Source organism: Erythrobacter sp. JB3-1, from assembly GCF_057364995.1.
The window spans coordinates 1,600,400-1,618,997 of the sequence record NZ_CP200289.1 but is presented as its reverse complement, the minus strand read 5'-3'; the positions used below and the strand labels follow the sequence as shown (position 1 = coordinate 1,618,997).

Below are 18,598 nucleotides of genomic sequence, written 5' to 3'. Positions count from 1 at the left end.
GGCGCGATGAGTGACACCCCCGAATTCCCAGCCCTCATCACCGGAGGCGGCGATCTTAGCACGTTCATCAGCGCGAATAAGCCAGCGGTCGATGCGGCGCTGGATCATGCTGGCGCGCTGCTGTTTCGCGGGTTCGATGTGCTAGACCCCCTCGCCTTCGATGCAGCGATTGAAGCTTATGGTGAGGCTGGGTTCACCTATGAAGATTCGCTCTCCAATGCGGTGCGCACCAATGTGACGCCGCGCGTCTTTACCGCCAATGAAGCGCCGCCAGAGACAGAGATTTTCCTGCATCACGAGATGGCTCAGACTCCGCTGTTTCCTGCAAAACTGTTTTTCTATTGTGAGATCGCAGCGCAAAGCGGCGGAGCGACGCCGCTGTGCCGGTCCGACTGGGTGCTCGATCAATTGCGCGCCGCCAATCCGGAATTCGTCGCGCGCGTCGAGGCCGAGGGCGTGCGCTACACCAATGTCATGCCGGGGCGCGATGATGCCGGTTCTGGCCAAGGGCGCAGCTGGCGCAGCACGCTGAGTGTCGCCGACCGGGCGGGCGCGGAAGCGCGTCTGTCAGAGCTCGGCTATTCATGGGAATGGCTGGAGGATGAAAGCCTGCGCGTCACCACGGCGGCCTTGCCCGCTGTGCGCGAGCTTGCCAGCGGCGGCACCAGCTTTTTCAACCAGCTGATCGCCGCCTTCAGGGGCTGGGCCGACAGCCGCAATGATCCTAACCGTGCGATTACCTTTGGCGGCGGAGAGCCGATCACGCCGCAGGACATGGCCGATGCGATCCGCATTGCGGACGAGCTGACCCATGATCTGGCGTGGCAATCCGGCGATGTCGCTTTGCTCGACAATTACCAGGTGATGCATGGACGGCGGCCGTTCGCGGGCAAACGCCGGGTGCTGGCCTCTCTGATTGCCTAAGCGGTTCGGCGCGCGGCCATTCCCCACACGCCAAGGTTCGCGATTACCAAAGCACCGATCAGCAATCCGAACACCACACCCGGCCCGGTAACCGACGCCAGCCCCAGCGGCGAGAACAGCAGGTAGGTCGCCACGACGCAGCCGAACAGCGTCACCGCCAGCGGCTTTGCAAAGCGCCACGGCGTCATATCGACCTGCTGTTTGCGGGTGAATTGCCACGCCTCTGCGCGCGGACGCAGCCAGCCGCAGGCCAGCATGATGCCCACCTCGATCCAGAACAGCACCGCATAGAGATGGATGAAGTGCAGCGTGATCACATCATCAAACACGAAACGGATGAGACCGTATGTGACCACATGGAAGATGATCACCAGCTTCGCGCCCAGCGAAGGAACGCGGGAAGTGAACAGGCCGACGATCACGATCACCACCGTCGGGATGTTGTAGAAACCAGTGAAAACGCGAATGATCTGCCAAAGCCCCTCTGGCGAAAAATAGAGCAGCGGCGCGACCACGAAAGAGAACAGCGCGATCACCAAGCTGGCAATTTTGGCGACCCGCACCAATTCTGCATCGCTCGCTGCGCCGCCGCGCGCGGGCGCATAGACATCCAAGGCAAACAGGGTGGCAGCGGAATTGAGCAGTGAATTGAACGAGCTGAATACCGCGCCCAGGAGCACCGCGAGGAAGAAGCCGGACAGATAGACCGGTAAGACGTCTCGGATGAGCCTCGGATAGGCCTCATCAATCGTACCCAGCCCCGGACCATAAAGGTGGAATGCGATGACGCCAGGGATCATCATCATGAACGGCACCAGGATCTTAAAAAAGCCGGAGAACAGGACGCCCTTTTGTCCCTCGGCAAGGCTCTGCGCGCCCAGTGTGCGCTGGATCACATATTGATTGGTGCACCAGTAAAACAGGTTGGCGAAGATCATGCCGGTGAAGATCGTGCCGAACGGCGTAGGATCATCCGCCGCGCCAATCGCGTTCAGTTTCTCCGAGTTTTGTGTCGTGATTTGAGCCAGGCCATCACCAAAGCTGCCGCCGCCCAAAGCGATCAGGCCAAACACGGGCACCAGCACTCCGATGATGAGCAAGCCCACGCCATTGAGCGTGTCAGAAATCGCCACCGCGCGCAGGCCACCAAAGATTGCATAGACCGCGCCAGTGACGCCGATCGCAATCACCGTCATCACTAATGCCGGGAAATATGCGAGACCGGTAAGCGCAGGCACATCGAACAACAACAGCACCGCAACCGAGCCGGAATAGAGCACGCTGGGGATCGTCACGAGGCCGTATCCGAGCATGAACAGCACCACCGACATGCTGCGGACCACTGGATCGAACCGGTCGTTCAAAAATTGCGGCAGAGTTGTGAAAGCACCCGCGAGATATTTCGGTAGGAATATAAGCGCCATCGCAATGGTCGCTACGGCCGCCGTTACCTCCCACCCCATGCTCGACATGTTGTAGCCATAGGCAGAACCATTCAGCCCGATCAGCTGCTCTGCGGAAAGATTGGTGAGCAGCAGCGAGCCCGCAATAAAGGTCGCGCCTAGCCCGCGCCCCGCGAGGAAATAGCCGTCTTTGGTATCCGCCGTCCCGCGCGTTTTCAGCCAGCTGATCCATCCGACCAGCGCCATAAAGAACAGGCGGCTGAGCGCAGTGAAGAGCAGATTTCCTGCGCTCACGCGGCGGTTTCCAGCAGTTTCGCATAGTGATCGCGCAGGGTGTCTTCGCCGAATTCGGGTGTCATATCGGGATCATATTGGCCGGTTTCCGGGTCGAGCACCAGCATGCTTTCCGTCGCATAATAGCGCGCAATCCGGGCGTATTCGGCTTTTTCCGCGCACCAACTCGACCACCGTTCCCCAAGGCCAAACAGACCTGCAAACACGCTCATCATGCCAACCGGCACGCGGCGCACCTTTACCTCGCGTCCCAACACATCGCCCAGCATAGCGGCTTGGTCGAGCGGGCCAATCGCTGGCCCCGGCCCGCCAATTGGCAGAATACGATTGTGCCGCTCAGGATCGGTAAGGCAATCAGCGACAAAGCGCGCAAGGTCCGCGTCGCTGATCGGCTTGCACCGGGTCAGCTCGCCATCGCCGAACACCATAAACGGCTTGCCCTTTTGTACGCCTTTGACTTGCCCGGATAGGGATTTGAAGAAGGCGGTTGGGCGGACGATTGAATAGGTGAGGCCTGAGGTGGCAAGCTCCGCCTCGAACTTCAGCTTTGCGCGCTGGAATGCGAGCAGCGGCTTTTGCACGCAAATGGCCGACAGCAATACGAAATGCCGCGTCCCAGCAGCCTTCGCGGCCGCGAGGGCATTCGCATTAGCCGCGTAGTCAATGGCCTCAGCATCTTTCGCCGTGCCGCTGCGAGAGGCGAGGCACGAGATGACTGCATCGAACGGACCTCCTTGGAGAAGGTCGCGCTCAATCGATGCAGGGTCAGTGACATCGCCGAAGCGGCATTCAGCGCCTGCTTGCTGGAGCTCTTGAGCGATGGCATCTGCCACTGGTGAGCGCCGCAGCGCTGCGACCACTTCGTGCCCATCGGACAACAGGGCGGCCACAACAGCCCGGCCAATCGTCCCGCTCGCGCCCAAAACAAGTACGTGTTTTTCAGGGCACTTTTGCGCGTTGGCTTCCATGCTGGCGACCCTATCAGGCAGCCCGCACCGGTCAAATCATCGCTGTGTGTAAGCTGGCCGGGTTTGACACCGGCCAGAACTTACCGTTGCACGCGTCCTGAGCCGTCACCTGACATGAGTTTCTCAACTTCAGGCACAGTCACTCGGTTAAAGTCGCCCATGATCGTGTGCTTGAGCGCGCTGGCCGCAACCGCAAACTCCAGGCTTTGCTGGCGGTCTTCATATGCGTTGAGGCCATAGATCAGCGCCGAGGCAAAGCTGTCGCCCCCGCCAACGCGGTCAACGATATCGGTCAGCGCGTATTTCTTCGACAGCATAAACCCGTCATCGCGCGTGCGCAGGCACGCTGACCAATTGTTGCGATCCGCGCTCAGGCTTTCACGCAGAGTGATCGCGATCGTGTGCATATTGGGGTAGATGTCGAGCACCTTCTGGCCCAGCGCTTCATACTTCTTGGTATCCAGCTCGCCGCTTTCCACATCCACATCAACGGTGATGTCGAGCGATTTTTGGCAGTCTTCCTCGTTCGCAATGCCGACGTCGACATATTTGACGAGTTCGCGCATCACCTCTGGCGCGCTCTTGCCATACTTCCACAGCTTGCCGCGGAAGTTAAAGTCGCACGAGACGGTAACGCCTGCCTCTTTCGCAGCCTTGACGCAGGCCATCGAAAGGTCAGCCGCAGACTGGCTGAGCGCAGGGGTGATCCCAGTGATGTGGAGCCATTTGGCCCCTTTGAAGATCACCGGCCAGTCAAATTCATCCATATCTGCGTTGCAGATCGAGGAGTTGGCCCGGTCATACACCACTTTGGAAGGGCGCTGATTGGACCCCGTCTCTAGGAAATAGATCCCAACCCGGTCGCCAGAGCGACTGATATGCGCGGTGTCCACACCGAACTTGCGCAGCTCCATGATCGCATTTTCGCCGATATCATTATCCGGCAAAGCGCTCACGAACCCGGCATCAAGGCCGTAATTCGACAGCGCCACGGCGACATTCGCCTCGCCGCCGCCAAAAGTCGCCTCAAAACCAGGCGACTGAAAAAAGCGCTCATGCCCCGGCGTTTTCAGCCGCAGCATGATCTCACCAAATGAAAGAAATTGCGTCATGGGGAGAAGATCCAAGTCCTAGAGAATTTTAAGGGGAAGGCCGCTTACGAGAAAGCGAGGCCGCCATTGATGTCGATATTGGCACCGGTGATGAAGGAGGCTTCTTCCGATGCCAGGTAAGCGACAAGATCAGCGGTTTCTTCCGCGCGGCCTTGACGCTTAAGCGGGGTGGAGTTCGCGACATTTTCACGCGCTGCGTCAGGCGTGAAATCATCGTGGAACTTGGTTGCGATCATGCCGGGACACAGCGCGTTGACACGGATACCGTCTGGGCCAAGCTCTTTGGCAAGGCCGCGGGTCATCGTCATCACAGCGCCTTTTGACGTGGCATAGGCAATCGCGCCGCCGCCGCCGCCATCGCGGCCTGCAAGGCTGGCAAGATTGATGATCGCCGCGCCCGCACTCATGTGAGGCACAGTGGCCTTACACGCGAGGAAAGTCGACGTGGTGTTGAGCTGCATGACGAAGTTGAAGAACTCTTCATCCATCTCGCCCAGCTTCTTACGAGCGACAAGGCCGCCTGCATTGTTCACGAGGATGTGAATGGCATCGCCAAAGGCGGCGGTTGCGGCCGCGATCAGCGCGTCGACTTCGGCAGGCTTGGTCACGTCAGCCTTCACTTTGATCGCTTTGCCGCCAGCGGCTTCAACAGCGGATACGGTTGCATCTGCATCCGCCTCATTGCTGTTGTAGTTCACCACAACATTCGCGCCTTCGCTGCCGAGCTTCACGCAAACAGCGCGGCCAATATCGCGGCTGCCGCCGGTGACGATTGCAGTTTTGCCTTCAAATTTCATCGTTTTTTCGTCCTATCTTTGGGGAGGAGAGAGCGGCGCTATGCCGTCTTTGGTTTGAGAGGTTTAATGTCTGGGCACAGAACAAGCACCGAGAGCACAGTCAAGATCGCAAGGCCCGCCCCGACAACGAATGCCGGTGTGTAGCTGTTCACGGTGATGACCGGGATCAAGAAATTGAGCCCAACAACAGCAAGTTTCGCTGCTGTCCCAGCAAAACCGGCGAGCGAGCCAACCGATTTGCCGCTGTAGAAATCGCTCGGAAGCGTCTGGATATTGCCAACCGCGGTTTGGAAACCAAACAAGATCACGGCCATCAACATAACAGCGAACAGCGGCGTGCTCGCCTGAGTGGTTGCCAGCAATGACAGGAGCATAATCACTCCGCCAAGGGCAATCACGGTCTTACGTGTCCGGTTCACTGTCCAGCCGGCCTTGATCCGATTGCCTGCTAGCAAGCCGCCAAACCATGCCCCGAACATCGCACCGACATAAGGGATCCAAGCATAGACGGCGATTTCTTCGACGCCGAACCCATATGTTTTGTAGAGGTAAATCGGCAGCCAACCCACAAACAGCCACCAGATTGGATCGAGGAAGAACGAGGCCATGATCACGCCCCAGCTTTCCTTGCGGCTGAGTATTTCGCCTGTGTCGGGTGCGTAGTCAGCGACCTCATTGGTCTCGACATTGCGCTGTCCGGTCAGGATATATTCTCGTTCTTCGGCACTGATCCATGGGTGCGCATCGGGGCCGCTTTTGTAGATGATCAGCCACGGCGCCAGCCATAGGAAACCAAGCGCGCCAATCGCAACGAAGGTCGCCTGCCAGCCGCCCAACCAAACGAATAGCAGTCCAATGATTGGTGCGGAGACAATCCCGCCAATCGCGGCGCCTGAGTTGAAGATACCCTGCGCGAGCGCTCGCTCGTTGATCGGAAACCATTCGGCATTGGCTTTGGTCGCGCCAGGCCAGTTACCCGCCTCCGACACACCAAGCAATGCGCGGAAAATCGCAAAACTGGTCAGTCCAGTGGCGACCGCATGCAGCATGGTTGCGGCCGACCAAACGACGATCGAGAGGACAAAGCCCAGACGTGTCCCGATCCAGTCAAATATCTTGCCAAAGATCGACTGCCCGAACGCATAGGCGAAGGTGAAGACATTGAGGATGATCGCATAATCAAGCTCAGTGAGTTCAAGCTCTTGCGAAATTTCCGGCCACAGGAAGCCAAGGGCACCGCGGTCAATGTAGTTGATAACTGTCGCAATAGCGACGAGCACAACGATGACATATCTCAAATTGCCTTTGAGCATGATCAGTTCCCCTCACCCAAAAATCTTCGCGTAGCGGGCTGAATGTGTCGATCAGAACACCCGCATCCAGGCACACTGCACCATGATCGAGATTCGGCGCGATATAGAAGCAGTCACCCGCCTCAAGCACCCGCTTCTCGCCGTCGATGAACACTTCGAACTTACCGCTTTCAACATAGCTCGATTGGCTATGCGGGTGCGCGTGGACCTGGCCCACGGCGCCTTCATCAAACCACACCCGAACGATCATGATCTCTGGACCATAGCCTAGAATCTGACGGGAAATCCCATCTCCCAGATCCTCTTTGGGTGTATCCTTTGCGACTACAAAGGGCGGGCTTGCCGCGTTCATCACACTTGCCATGTCTAGCTTTCCTCTCCCTTGAGAGCGATCACGGCGGCGAACCCGCTCCATGCGATCGTCTCTCCGTCAAGAACGACCGAGTGGGCCGCCTGTGCATCTTCGTTGTGTGAGACAGCGATCGCGAACCGCTGTCCGTTTTTAAGAGTGATCTCGACCACGTCTTTCCCCTCGACGTGAGCATGCTGCATGTCGGCGATGCGGCTGCGACTGGCAACGGTTTGTTCCGCCGCACCGTCATAGCTGCCGTGGCTTTCCAGCAGCGCAGCTATGTTCACAGAACCAGCGGCACGGTTCGCGCGCAGCATGATCAACGGTTCTCGGCGCAGGTTGAAACTGGGGTCATTCGCCCCGCTCTCACCCAGCACCACGTCGAGCGCTCCATCCGCAGCAAAACGGTAAGTGTAGAACCGGCCATCGAGCAACCAAGTCAGCGCGCCCTTGCCATCACGCTCTTCAGCAATCGCATCGGCCCAAATGTGCTGATAGCCATTGGCCCCTCCCAGCACCGGGCGCTCTGCCGTAAAATTGCGCGCCGCAAGATCATGCTCAATAATGTGCCCGCTGTAATGCAGCGGCAGATCATAGAGATGCGGTTCGCTGCTCTCGCCGCGCGTCAAATCGAGCACAATCGGAGCTTCGAGCCCGGGAATATCCGGCATCACAATGGTGCGTGTAAGTGTGACACCATCGTAAGCGGTATCGATACTGGCACTGCTAACCTGCAGGCCGGGCGTATCGGAGAAATAGAGCTGGGTCGGCGCGTTCTGATTGCCGATCTTTACCTTGCCATCAAAATGGCTGCGCTGGTCAACGACCACAGTGTTGTGCGCGACGGTGGATTTCGCCCAGCTGGTGTTTTCCGGCAGATAGCGTCCGCCTTCTTTCGCCTCGATATTGAGGAAGCGCGCCGCGCCGTAATCGCGGATCACTTCATTGCCATTGTCGTAGAGCTGCCAACCGAGCTTGTCGAAATGGCCGTGCCCCAGACCTTGCGAAGTATTCTTCGCGATCAGCACGGTTGATGGCTCGCCATTGGCGTTCATCGGACCTTGGCGCAGGATCGCCAGAGCGCCATCATCGCCCTCTGGCCCATCACCGAACAGCATGGAGCGGAACGGGAATGGCTTGGCCTTACCCGCGGCAAGATCGCGCGCCACCAGACGTCCGTTTTTGCTCAGGATTGTGCGGTTTTGAAACTCGGCAATCGACAGCAGTGATGGATCACCGGTCTGCGCATAAGCAATGGCAACCCCGTGATAGAGTTCATCGGTCTTCAAACTCTTATCGCGGATCGCATCATTGAAGGGGAAGAAGAACCCGCCATAGCTGAGCTGCACAGTCGTACGCAGAGCCTTTAGCAGGATGCCGTCGCGGTGCTCCCAGATGCCTTGCTCGGGGTCATTGCGCTCAATCGCGTCGGCAAAGACCATAAACGGCATCAGCGCATAACGCTGATAATATGGACCCTCATTGTAATAGCCCTCGGGCGAGAACAGCAGCTCTGTCTGACGCAGAAAGCCGACCTTGCCGCTCTTGTCTGAGCCCTTAAGCGCGCGTTCGACCATATCCTGATCGCCGAGCAGATAACCGGTCATGCCGACGCCAGCGGTCGCCCAGGTCGCATGATTATGAATGCGGTCAAAGGTCGCTTGCGATTCAACCGATAGGAAATAGGCTGCGCGCCGGAACACGTCATTATCGATCCGCTCACGATCAGCATCGCTCAGCGTGTCGCGGATATCGCCGTAACCTTGAACCGAGTGCACCAGCCACACAGCGTCGTTGAGCACTTGCCAGAAAATCCGGCCAGGCCCCTGATTTTTCCGCGCTGGATGCTCGCCAAGCGTTGGATAGAGGTCCGCATAACCAAGCAGCATATCGCGGGCGTAATCAGCATAGGCTTGCTCGCCCGTGATCTGAAACAATTGCCCCGCGAGATAGATCGCCTTGTAATTACGCTTGTGCTGTTCGTGGGTGTAGCCGCCGCCGGGATCCTTCGGCTGAGGCAAGACCACGCCTTGCTCCATCATTTGATCGACGAAGCTGCGCGCACGGTCCAGTTCGGCCCTGTAAAGCGGCGGCAAGTCCGAGACCGCCGCAGCTCCCCCAAGCGCGGCGGTCTCGTCGTGGGCAGCCGCAAAAGCCGGCTGCGATAGCGTGGTGCAAGCAACAGCTGCGGCTAGGAAAAGGGCGCGCTTCATTCGCTGCCCCCTGCATCAAAGATATTGCCAGTGAGCGTGGCACGGTGGTCGCCTTCAAAATTGAGTTCTTCCAGAACCAATTGAGGCGTGTTCGAAAACGCGTTCTCAGTGATCGCGGTCTTCGGCGTGCCGACTGTGTGAACCACTCGGAACGGCGCAGATCCATCGACCACGTTTCGGGACACATCGGCAATCTGCACACCGTGCAAATTGACCGCCGCTCCCGAGCCATTGGTGACGGCCCTGCCTACGTTCATCAGGTTGTTGCTGGAGATATTGACGAACGGGCCAAACGTGCTCTCGTCACGGCCACCACGATAGACATCGGCAATCGAGCCGCCAACATTGGCAAAATTGCTGTTCGTAATGTCGAGATATTCGACGTTATACTGCCCGAAATCCTCGGTCTCCGCTGCGGCGGAGACGACCGTACCCGTGATGTCAGCAAAGTTGCTGTTGCGGATCGTCACGCGGTCGGCGAGCGAGCTTTTGCCAAGGGTCAGAACATTGAACGATTTGTTCACCACCAACCCGCGTACAGACACGCCGTCCATCTCAATCCGCATGTTCGATTGGATCGGGAAGGTGGTGGTGCGGATGACAGAATTGCCAACCGAGTCTGGGGCAAGCTCACCATCAATCACAAGATTGCTGAGTTGCAGATTGCCGCCTTCGCGAAGCTCAATCAAAGATGGCCGCGTGAACAGGATACGTGGCGGCTCTGCACCTTCATCAAATGCACCGCGAATGGCGATTGTTTTGCCAACCGGAATAGAGCGATCGACGGTGTAGTCGCCGCTGCTCAGCCGCAAGACATCGCCGTCTTCCGCGGCCATTGCGGCCTCTGCGAGGCTTCCCTCGCCCGGCTGCACCTCGATCACGCGGCCAGAGGAACCAAACGCGAGCTCATCACCCGGCTTTGGATACCATTTCGCGCCAACCTGATCGAGCGCTACGACCTTGAGATCGCGCGGCGCGCCCAGCGCCATCAGCTCTGGATCGGCAGGATAGAGCAAGCCGTTTTCGGCGCGCTTCATTGCAACCGGGGCGCGGTCGAGTTTCTCCGCCAATTGCTCTTCGACTTCGCCTTGGACAACGCGGTTGCCGCTGAACGCAATGCCGGAGATATCGTCGTAGACCTCAAGGAATGACTGCCCATCAAGACCGCTCAGCAGATTGTTTGCAAAGGTGGAATTGCTGGGCGCAGCCGAACGCTCTTCATCCGCCCCGACATTGAAACCAACCCGCGCACTATCGACGATCGTGTTGTTCTCGATCCGTGCGCCCTCGACCTCGACATAGCGATTGACCGGCGAATTGGGCACTCCGTTCATAATCGCGAGCGCGCTGGAAAATGCCGTTCCGCGCAGCCCCTCCATGTAATTGCCGCGCACCGTCTGGCCGCGATTGATCACGCGGATACCGCCGGTGTAATCTTTGCCGCGACCTATGAAGACATTGCCCTCAACGACATTGTTGTCTCCATGCCTGAGCGTCAGCGTGCCGCGCGAGCGCAAAAACAGATTGCCGCGAAAGGTATTACCGCCCGACTTCGACGAGATGATCTCCACCTCTCCATCAGTGCGATCGAACACATTGTAGGCAACCAATGTGTTGGAATTGAACATCGAGTATTTGCTGGTTCCGATGCGCAGCGTTTCACCGCCATTCGATCCAAGAACCGGGCGCGGGCCGAAGTAATTGTATTCGATCCGGTGATCGTTCTCGCGGCTCTCCTCGCTGTCGAGCCTTACCGCCAGGGTCACACCCTTGTTGGTTTTGCCAACCATGTGGTTGTGATCGAAGCGGTTGTTGGAACCGTAAATGCCAACCCAATAATCGGATTCGTACCGGTCCGGCTTACTGAAATTGTCGATCACAACTTCGGTGACGCGGCTGTTGCGGGAGACGTCCTGTTTGGTGCGGCGGAACGAAATCACCTCGCCGCGCGGGCTATAGCCGTCTTTGAAAACGAGGCCAGTGACCAGGATATGCTCGCCGCCAATGCGCAGACTGGATTGGCCGGTGAGGAATACCTTGCCCGCCTCTTCAGAGATCACGGTAATGGGCTTGCCCGGCTTACCCTTTCCGGTGATCACCAGCTCAAAGTCGCGCCATTCGCCATTGGCCAGAATGATGACATCGCCTGCCTCAATATCTTTGAGCGCATGGGCATATTCGTTTTGATTTCGGACAAAGTGGTTTTCTGACAGTGCAGGGACTGATCCCAAGCACACAGCACAAGCCACAAGGCATAGCCTCGACAACATCCCCAATACTCTCCCGTCCTCTTATTGCTAGCGACTATAAGGAGAGTCGAACGCCTGTCAATCAATCTGGCATGTTAGATTTAGATTTTTTGTAATACCAATTGGTTTAGCCGATTTTGGCTGAAGCAAGAAAGCGCTCGCGGCTTTGATTGGCCTGCTGCTGCACTTCTTCCAAGGCCTGCCTTTCGGTGGCTTCAAGCATCGCCTCCAGCAGGCGGTGGAAGTGCTCTCGCATCGCTGCCCGCGCGCGCGCAGAATCGCGATCTTTTAGCGCATCGAACACAGCGCGGTGTTCCTCTGTGCGCGACTCCGCATCGTGCACACATACAGCTTCATAGGTGGATTTAACCGCAGGAATTTCCTGACGCATCCGCCACAATGACGTGATAGTATGGACCATAGCCGCGTTGTTCGAAGCCTCTGCGATGGTCAGGTGGAATTGTTCATCCGCCTCATTCGCTTCGTCTTCGCTGCCATGGCGCATTTGCTCAATGAGCACGCCCAGCTTTGCGATACCCTCGTCCGAAATATTATGCGCAGCGAGCGCGGCAGATTCGGATTCGACCAACAACCGCGCCTCAGTGACCTCAAAGGCACTGGCATTCGGTAGAGCATCCCCCAAAGCGGGTGGATTCTCGCTGACATAGACGCCCGAACCGGTCTTAATCTCCAGCTTGCCAATGGCTTGCAGCGCGATCTCAGCTTCGCGAATGGTCACCCTGCTAACACCAAGCTTTTCAGCCAGTTCACGCTCCCCAGGCAACCGAGTTCCGGGCGGGTATGCGCCCTCGTCAATTAGCTCTGCGATTTGCTCCGCAACGGCTTGAAAAAGTCTTTTGCTGCTCATTGGTGCTGGTTACTCCGCGAATGACGGGACAGTTCTATACCAATTTCCCTAGTCGATATGCCTTCCTAATTGCAATTGGAGTGCCGGCCGCCGAATTATTGCTCCAATTATCGGCGGCCGGCAAAGCTTAGAACTTGAAACGAACGCCCGCGAAATAGCGCGGTCCGTAAACAAGAACCTGACCAAGATCATCCGGTGCACCGCGGAAATCAGTGCGTGGCTCATTGAACAGGTTAAGACCTTCAAGCGTGAAGGTAACATTGCTGTTCAAGTCGAACGATACACGTGCCTCAAAGACTTCGACATCTTCAACGTTACGAATGCGGCCCGGCGTTCCAACAAACTGCTGGAAGTAGCTGCTGCGGTATTTGTACACGCCCTGGAAGTCGAATGGCCCGATCTCATAGTAAGCCTGAGCAGACAGAACATGCTTGGAAAAGCCGAACAGGTTCGTCGGTGGAATGATTCCCGGCTGACTGACAAATGTCTCGCCAGTAACCTCATCTACCGCCAGAATTTCACCAAGCGTATCATCTTCGAACTCAAAATTTGAGTCAGCGTAGTTGTAGCTCAGCTTAAAGCCGAGGCCATCGAACGGCGCTGGAAGATAGCTAAACCTGTGTGCTGCGGTAACCTCCAAGCCAAAGATCCGGCTGGTCTCTTCACTCACATTGTTAGTGGTGACCAAGACGTCGATATTTTCTCCGCTGACGTTGAAAGTCTCAAACTGTCCAACGGTTTCAAAACCACCATCAAAGCTCTTGTAATAGGCATTAAAGGCAAGGATCGTATCGTCGTTTGGATACCATTCCAAGCCCACATCGACATTCCACGAAAGCAGTGGATCGATAAACGGGTTACCTGTTGCGGTTGCCGTACCAACCAATTCCGAAATCGACGTAACATCATCCGTTTCGTCGGTCGCACCAGTAAAGAAGCGGCCAAAACTCAAATCGGATGGATCAGGACGCGACAGCGAACGATAGACCGCAAACCGACCCAGCAAATCTGGCTGAATGTCTGCCACTAGGTTAAAGCTAGGCAGGAACTCAGTGTAAGAATTACCGCCGGTGACAGACAGCAAAGAACTGGTGTCTTCAACAATGGAGATTGTCAGGTCATCCGGATCAGTTACAGCCGTCAATGTCCCGCGGAAACCGGTCGACTGGACGTCTGTGCCGACGATACGCAGGCCGACATTACCGCGAATAGGCAAGCTACCCAGATCACTGTCGAAGTTTGCTTGAGCATAGACAGCCCAACTGCGCTCTTCGACATTGGTATTCTGGATCGAGTCAAAATCGCCCGTTGGGAAAATGACGTTGCCATTCTCATCGAAATTGATGAGGTCCGACGGATCTTCGCGGTCAAGGACCTGCACAATACAACGTGCATCGAACGTAGCAAAGCTGTTCGCAGTCCCGATGACATTACCAGCGTCATCGACATTGGTAATCAGAGCATTGCCGCCAGAAATAGAGCTCAAAAAGCCCGTGGTCGGGAAGCTCGTCCGGCACTCTTGGTTGGCAACAGCCAAAGCGCCCACACCGTCTTCATCATCGAAGTTCACTTCGAAACGGCTGGTGCCATTAGCAGCACCTGGGACATCGCGGTATGTGAGTTGCTGATAGCGCGCGCCAGCCATCAAGTTCGTAAAGAACCCATCCAACGCGTAGTCAACATCACCGCGAACTGCCCAAACTTCGTTGAAGCGGTCCTGCTCCAAATCAGCTCGCACGCGAGGATCATTGGCAAACAGACTATGGTCGGTGACATCAAAGTTCTGAACGATAAAGTTCAAGCCCTGAGACCCGTTTTGGAAAATCTGAGTTAGAGTTTCAACACGGTCATTGTTGATGTCGCCATTATCCTCGGTCACCAGCGGGAAAAATGGATTACCGTCCGCATCGGTGTTGCCGAAGATAGATTCGCCATCCTCGGTACGAAAACGCACCTGCACAGCTTCTTCGATACGCTGCGTACGCGAGTAAGAAGCATCGAGCGAAACCTTCACACGATCAGAGACCTGCGCCTCTACCGACAGACCACCGCCGTAATACTCTTCTTCGCGCTCAAGATACTCACTGACAGCCTCGATACGCGTCTCATTGGTGAACAGACGAAGCGCACCACTATCTGTGGTCACCAGAATATCGCCTAGGCCAAGATCAGCCCCGATGTTGTTGAGGTCCCCGTCCGGCGTAATGCGCCGCCCTTCAGAGAAGTTAAGGTCACTACGCTGCTCGCGGAAAATACGACGCGAATATTGAAAGTCCGCATTAATATCTACGTCAGGCGACGGCTTGAACTGCACCGCGCCAAAGAACGCATCACGATTATCGTCGGTGATATTCGTTCTGAATGCGTAGCTGTTGCGCGCAATCGCGAACGGCTCCTCACCAGCCAAAATAGCACCAAGAGCATTGATACCGCCCGTGTCGGTATCGCAGTTATCCTCGTGGATAATGCCGTCATTTTCAGCATCTAGCGCTGGATCAAACGAGCAAGCACGAATTGTGTTTGAAGCAAACGCCTCTTGCTCAGGATTGTTTGAATCGCGCCGCTCATAGCCGAGTGAAATGCCGAGTTCAGCATCCCCCAGAGTGAACTGGTCGATATAGCTGAGCGAACCACGGTACCCAAATTTATTGAAACGCTGATCCGCATCAATATCGAGGTTATCCGGATTGATCTCCGCCTTGATCTGACCTTGGAAGCGCTGCTTACCAAAATCAAGCGGACGTACGGTCTCGAGAACGATTTGACCGGCCACACCGCCCTCAATGTAGCTTGCCGCCTGCGTTTTATAGATACCAACCTTGCTGAAAAGCTCGGAAGGGAACTGACTGAAGTTAACAGAGCGGTCACCGCTGCCGTTGGTAGCGATGCGGCCATTGATGACAGTAGAACCCAGGAAAGGCCCAAGACCGCGGATAGAGATCTCGGTCGCGCCGCCTTGCTCACGGTGAGAACCAGCGCCGGTCAGCGTTTCAAGCGCCTCACCGATGGAGAGCGCCGGGATGTCACCAATCTCGTCTGCGGAAAGCGCGTCGAACACTTCGATGGAATTGCGTTTTTCCTCAATCGAGCCCTGAATGGTCGCCCGAATGCCGGAAACGATGATCTCACCTTCACCCTCTTCAACCACTTCAGGCTCATCAGCGTCCTGAGCGATTGCCGGAACCGAAGCCAAAGCCGTGCCCGCAAGCAGTGTTGCAACTGTAAATGAAGTGCGCAGTGAGCTGCGCGAGATGTTCTCACGTAGTGCCAAGATACCCCTCCCAAGGTTGTAAGTTGTGCGAAGAAATTAGAACGATGAACCGCTATGTCAACCGTTAGTTCAGACCATTTTGCAATTATCTGTCATACCAGTTGTGTTGCGTTGCATACAGGCCACACCATGCAAATCAGGCGCCACCGGGGAGACGGTGACGCCTGTTGTGCCTAGACCACCTTCTTCAGGTTGATCTGCAAGCTGCCCCCGTTGGCCAGTCCAGATGCCAATAAAGAGTGGCATCTGCGGTCCAGCCCAAAGAAGCTTTGGTAAGCCCAGCCGTTACAGCTTCAGCGTCGCACCAAATGTGATCCGGCGATCTGGCAGACCTTGGAAGCACAGGAGCGCCCCTTCGTTCACGCAGCGCTGCTCGATCTTGGACTTCGTCAAGTTAACGCCCTCTACCCCAATGTTCAGATAGTCGGTCACATCGTATGTAATGCTGGCGTTAAGCTGCCCCCGCGCCTCCGTCACCGTGGGGAAACCGAGCGTCGAGTGAGCGACGCACCACCTGCCGTATCGAGCGTGCGGAAGGCGTCACGCCACATGTGGCGCGCGCGGGCCGAGATGCCATATTTCTCGTAATAGAGCGTCGCGTTGTAAGCATGCCCTGAGAAGTCCAGCAGACCTTGAACCGCTGTGACTGGTACAACGATGTTTGGATTGATCGCCTAGAAGATATCTTCGCCGCGGCCCGAGTTTTCGTTGGTCGCCTCGCCGCCACCAAAGTCTTGGTGGGTGTAGTTGGCAAGGATGCCATAGCCAGATGCGAAGCCCAAGGTGTCCTCAAATTGCGAGAGGTCATATTGGAACGCGATCTCAACGCCGGTTTGCGTGGTGTTTGCCGTATCGTTGATGATAGTTTGTAGCGGCACACACAAGCCGTTGCCAGGCACTGGCGACAGAACGTTGCGATCCGGAACCGGGTTGAAAATACCGCCACCTTCACATGGGTCAGTGATGTCACGGAAGCCGTTTGCATCTTCAACCGCATCCTCCACTTGGGTCACGAACAGGTTCGTGCGGTCCTTATGGAAGAAGCCGAAGTTGATCAGCGATGATGGTGCAAAATACCACGACAGCGAGGCGTCAAACGACTGCACCGTCTCTGGCGCAAGGTTCGGATTGCCCAATGCCGCAGCATTGTTTGGCCCGGTTGGGAATGACACTGAAGGCGATAGATCGCTAAAGTCAGGACGATTGATGTCCTCAGTGTAACTGGCGCGGAACACCAGCTCATCGGTGAGATCAGCGATCACATTCACACGCGGCAGAATCTCATTGTAATTGCCTGAGGATGTAACCGGAGAAGCAACCCCGCCTGCAACCGTATTGCCGAAAGAGTCGATCTGAGTATCGACCCAGCGCAGGCCGACATTGCCGCGAACCACACCAAATTCGAAATTGGCCTGAGCATAGAAGGCATGCGTTTGTTCTTCGATGCGGAACGATGCAGCCAGATTGCTAGAAGCAGCCGGATCAAGATCGCTTAGCAAGCGGCCACCGCCGGCGATTGCCGCTTGCCCGCCCGGGGTCGCATCAAGCGCGGCTTGCAATTGGGCAAACACTGCCTCGCGATCAGAGAACGAGCGATCTGGGTCAATCAACACAAAGTTGCGGAACGCCAGCTCACGGCCGTCGAACGCGCCAAAATTGTTTGGCCCAGGGACGATAATATCCGCGAACGTTGAGCCACTTGGACTGTTAGCAATTGCACCCGTGCCGAAGGTAGAGCGCAGCTGGTCAAACTGGGTTGAGCTGTCATTGTAGCGATAGCCCGCATCCACCGATGCGATGAAGCCGATGACATCTTCCAGATCAAGCGTAGTGTCGATTCGGAATGCGTCTTCTTTATTCTGCGTGCGGTCGTTGCTGTTCGTAACCGCATCGAGAACCGTGTTGGCCGGGTCGAGCAATTGCTCAACGGTCGGCGCAAAGGGAGAAGCAAAATCAATCCCGAATGTCAGCGCTCCATTGCGCAGATCATAGATGAACGGAACGCTGTTATCGTTGCTGCTTCCGTCGAGCGGAGTTAGCGGATTGGGGTTGATGAAGTTGAGCGTGGTGCTCAAACTCGGGCTCGAGGAATCCGAAGTAGAGCGAGACAATTCCACCCGCGTGTTAAGGCGGCCGGTTTCGAACTCGGTGCTGAAGCGATAGAGCTCACTCTTAGTAACCCGTGCGCCGGTATCACTGGAAAAGCGCAGGTTCGGATCATCATCATCTTGCGCGAGGTTTGGCTGAATTGTGCCAAACAGAGCCGCCTCAATGCTACCCGGGGCAACACCATCGAGCGATCCGAAATTGACAGTCTCAAAACCATCGGGGACGTTGACAGTGTCGACCGCGCTCACACCAGAGGCCTGAATACGCGAGCTATCCTGACGACGCTCCTGATCGTTATAGATCGTGTCGAAGAAGAACATCAAATTGTCGCTCGGCCCCCATTCCAGAGAGCCAGCAAAGTTGATTGTCTCAAACTCAAAGTTCTCAAGCTCCTGATTGAGGAACTGAATGTTGAGAAAGGGGAAATCCGGACCAGCAGCACCCGCTGCGGTGACGGCTTGGCCTGCAGTGATCAGGTTATCGCGCTCGACGCGCGGACGGAAGCTCAAGATGCGGTCAGAGATATCGAGCGGGCGGATGGTGCGCAGATTGACCGTACCGCCAACAGAGCCCTCAATCGTGTCTGCGGTTGGAGCCTTGATAGCCTCAACCCAAGCGATGATCGCTGAACCAGCCATCAAACCTGCAAAAGCTGTGATTTTTTTTGAAGACCGCCCCTCGGCGGCAAGCCGATAACCCATAACTCTCTCCCATGAATTCTTCTG

The 18,598-nt window shown here is 56.4% G+C and carries 12 protein-coding genes; 1 reads left to right on the top strand and 11 read right to left on the bottom strand.

All coding sequences use genetic code 11. From position 1 onward, the window contains the following. The first annotated feature begins 6 nt into the window (after positions 1-6). On the top strand, positions 7-924 hold the full coding sequence (locus AC0V6M_RS07725; RefSeq protein ID WP_486138240.1) for a TauD/TfdA family dioxygenase: 918 nt from the start codon (positions 7-9) through the stop codon (positions 922-924). On the opposite strand, the gene AC0V6M_RS07720 is transcribed toward AC0V6M_RS07725, so the two are convergent. From AC0V6M_RS07720 to AC0V6M_RS07670, 11 genes are all read right to left on the bottom strand, one after another. Beyond that, positions 921-2,621: a solute:sodium symporter family transporter gene (locus AC0V6M_RS07720; RefSeq protein WP_486138239.1), complete on the bottom strand. Its 1,701-nt coding sequence runs from the start codon at positions 2,619-2,621 to the stop codon at positions 921-923. The two genes, AC0V6M_RS07725 and AC0V6M_RS07720, sit on opposite strands and share 4 nt — an antisense overlap. Next, complete coding sequence (locus AC0V6M_RS07715; protein WP_486138238.1) at positions 2,618-3,589, bottom strand: SDR family NAD(P)-dependent oxidoreductase; 972 nt, start codon at positions 3,587-3,589, stop codon at positions 2,618-2,620. Before AC0V6M_RS07715 ends, AC0V6M_RS07720 begins: the two co-directional genes overlap by 4 nt. An 80-nt stretch (positions 3,590-3,669) precedes the next feature. Then, complete coding sequence (locus AC0V6M_RS07710) at positions 3,670-4,701, bottom strand: PfkB family carbohydrate kinase (RefSeq protein ID WP_486138237.1); 1,032 nt, start codon at positions 4,699-4,701, stop codon at positions 3,670-3,672. 44 nt (positions 4,702-4,745) lie between these two features. Further along, positions 4,746-5,498: an SDR family NAD(P)-dependent oxidoreductase gene (locus AC0V6M_RS07705; protein WP_486138236.1), complete on the bottom strand. Its 753-nt coding sequence runs from the start codon at positions 5,496-5,498 to the stop codon at positions 4,746-4,748. 38 nt (positions 5,499-5,536) lie between these two features. After that, positions 5,537-6,811 carry an MFS transporter gene (locus tag AC0V6M_RS07700; RefSeq protein ID WP_486138235.1) on the bottom strand — a complete coding sequence of 425 codons (1,275 nt, stop codon included), beginning with the start codon at positions 6,809-6,811 and terminating at the stop codon, positions 5,537-5,539. Continuing rightward, the gene (locus AC0V6M_RS07695; RefSeq protein WP_486138234.1) at positions 6,741-7,163 is read right to left on the bottom strand and encodes a cupin domain-containing protein; all 423 of its coding nucleotides are present in this window, start codon (positions 7,161-7,163) and stop codon (positions 6,741-6,743) included. Before AC0V6M_RS07695 ends, AC0V6M_RS07700 begins: the two co-directional genes overlap by 71 nt. 14 nt (positions 7,164-7,177) lie before the next feature. Further along, complete coding sequence (locus AC0V6M_RS07690; RefSeq protein ID WP_486138233.1) at positions 7,178-9,376, bottom strand: alginate lyase family protein; 2,199 nt, start codon at positions 9,374-9,376, stop codon at positions 7,178-7,180. After that, positions 9,373-11,613, bottom strand: coding sequence for a polysaccharide lyase 6 family protein (locus AC0V6M_RS07685; RefSeq protein WP_486138232.1), 2,241 nt, complete (start codon positions 11,611-11,613; stop codon positions 9,373-9,375). Before AC0V6M_RS07685 ends, AC0V6M_RS07690 begins: the two co-directional genes overlap by 4 nt. 139 nt (positions 11,614-11,752) lie before the next feature. Further along, complete coding sequence (locus AC0V6M_RS07680) at positions 11,753-12,493, bottom strand: FadR/GntR family transcriptional regulator (protein ID WP_486138231.1); 741 nt, start codon at positions 12,491-12,493, stop codon at positions 11,753-11,755. A gap of 127 nt (positions 12,494-12,620) precedes the next feature. Further along, positions 12,621-15,764: a TonB-dependent receptor gene (locus tag AC0V6M_RS07675; RefSeq protein ID WP_486138230.1), complete on the bottom strand. Its 3,144-nt coding sequence runs from the start codon at positions 15,762-15,764 to the stop codon at positions 12,621-12,623. Positions 15,765-16,438: 674 nt separating this feature from the next. Further along, positions 16,439-18,511 carry a TonB-dependent receptor domain-containing protein gene (locus AC0V6M_RS07670; RefSeq protein ID WP_486138229.1) on the bottom strand — a complete coding sequence of 691 codons (2,073 nt, stop codon included), beginning with the start codon at positions 18,509-18,511 and terminating at the stop codon, positions 16,439-16,441. Positions 18,512-18,598 lie beyond the last annotated feature (87 nt).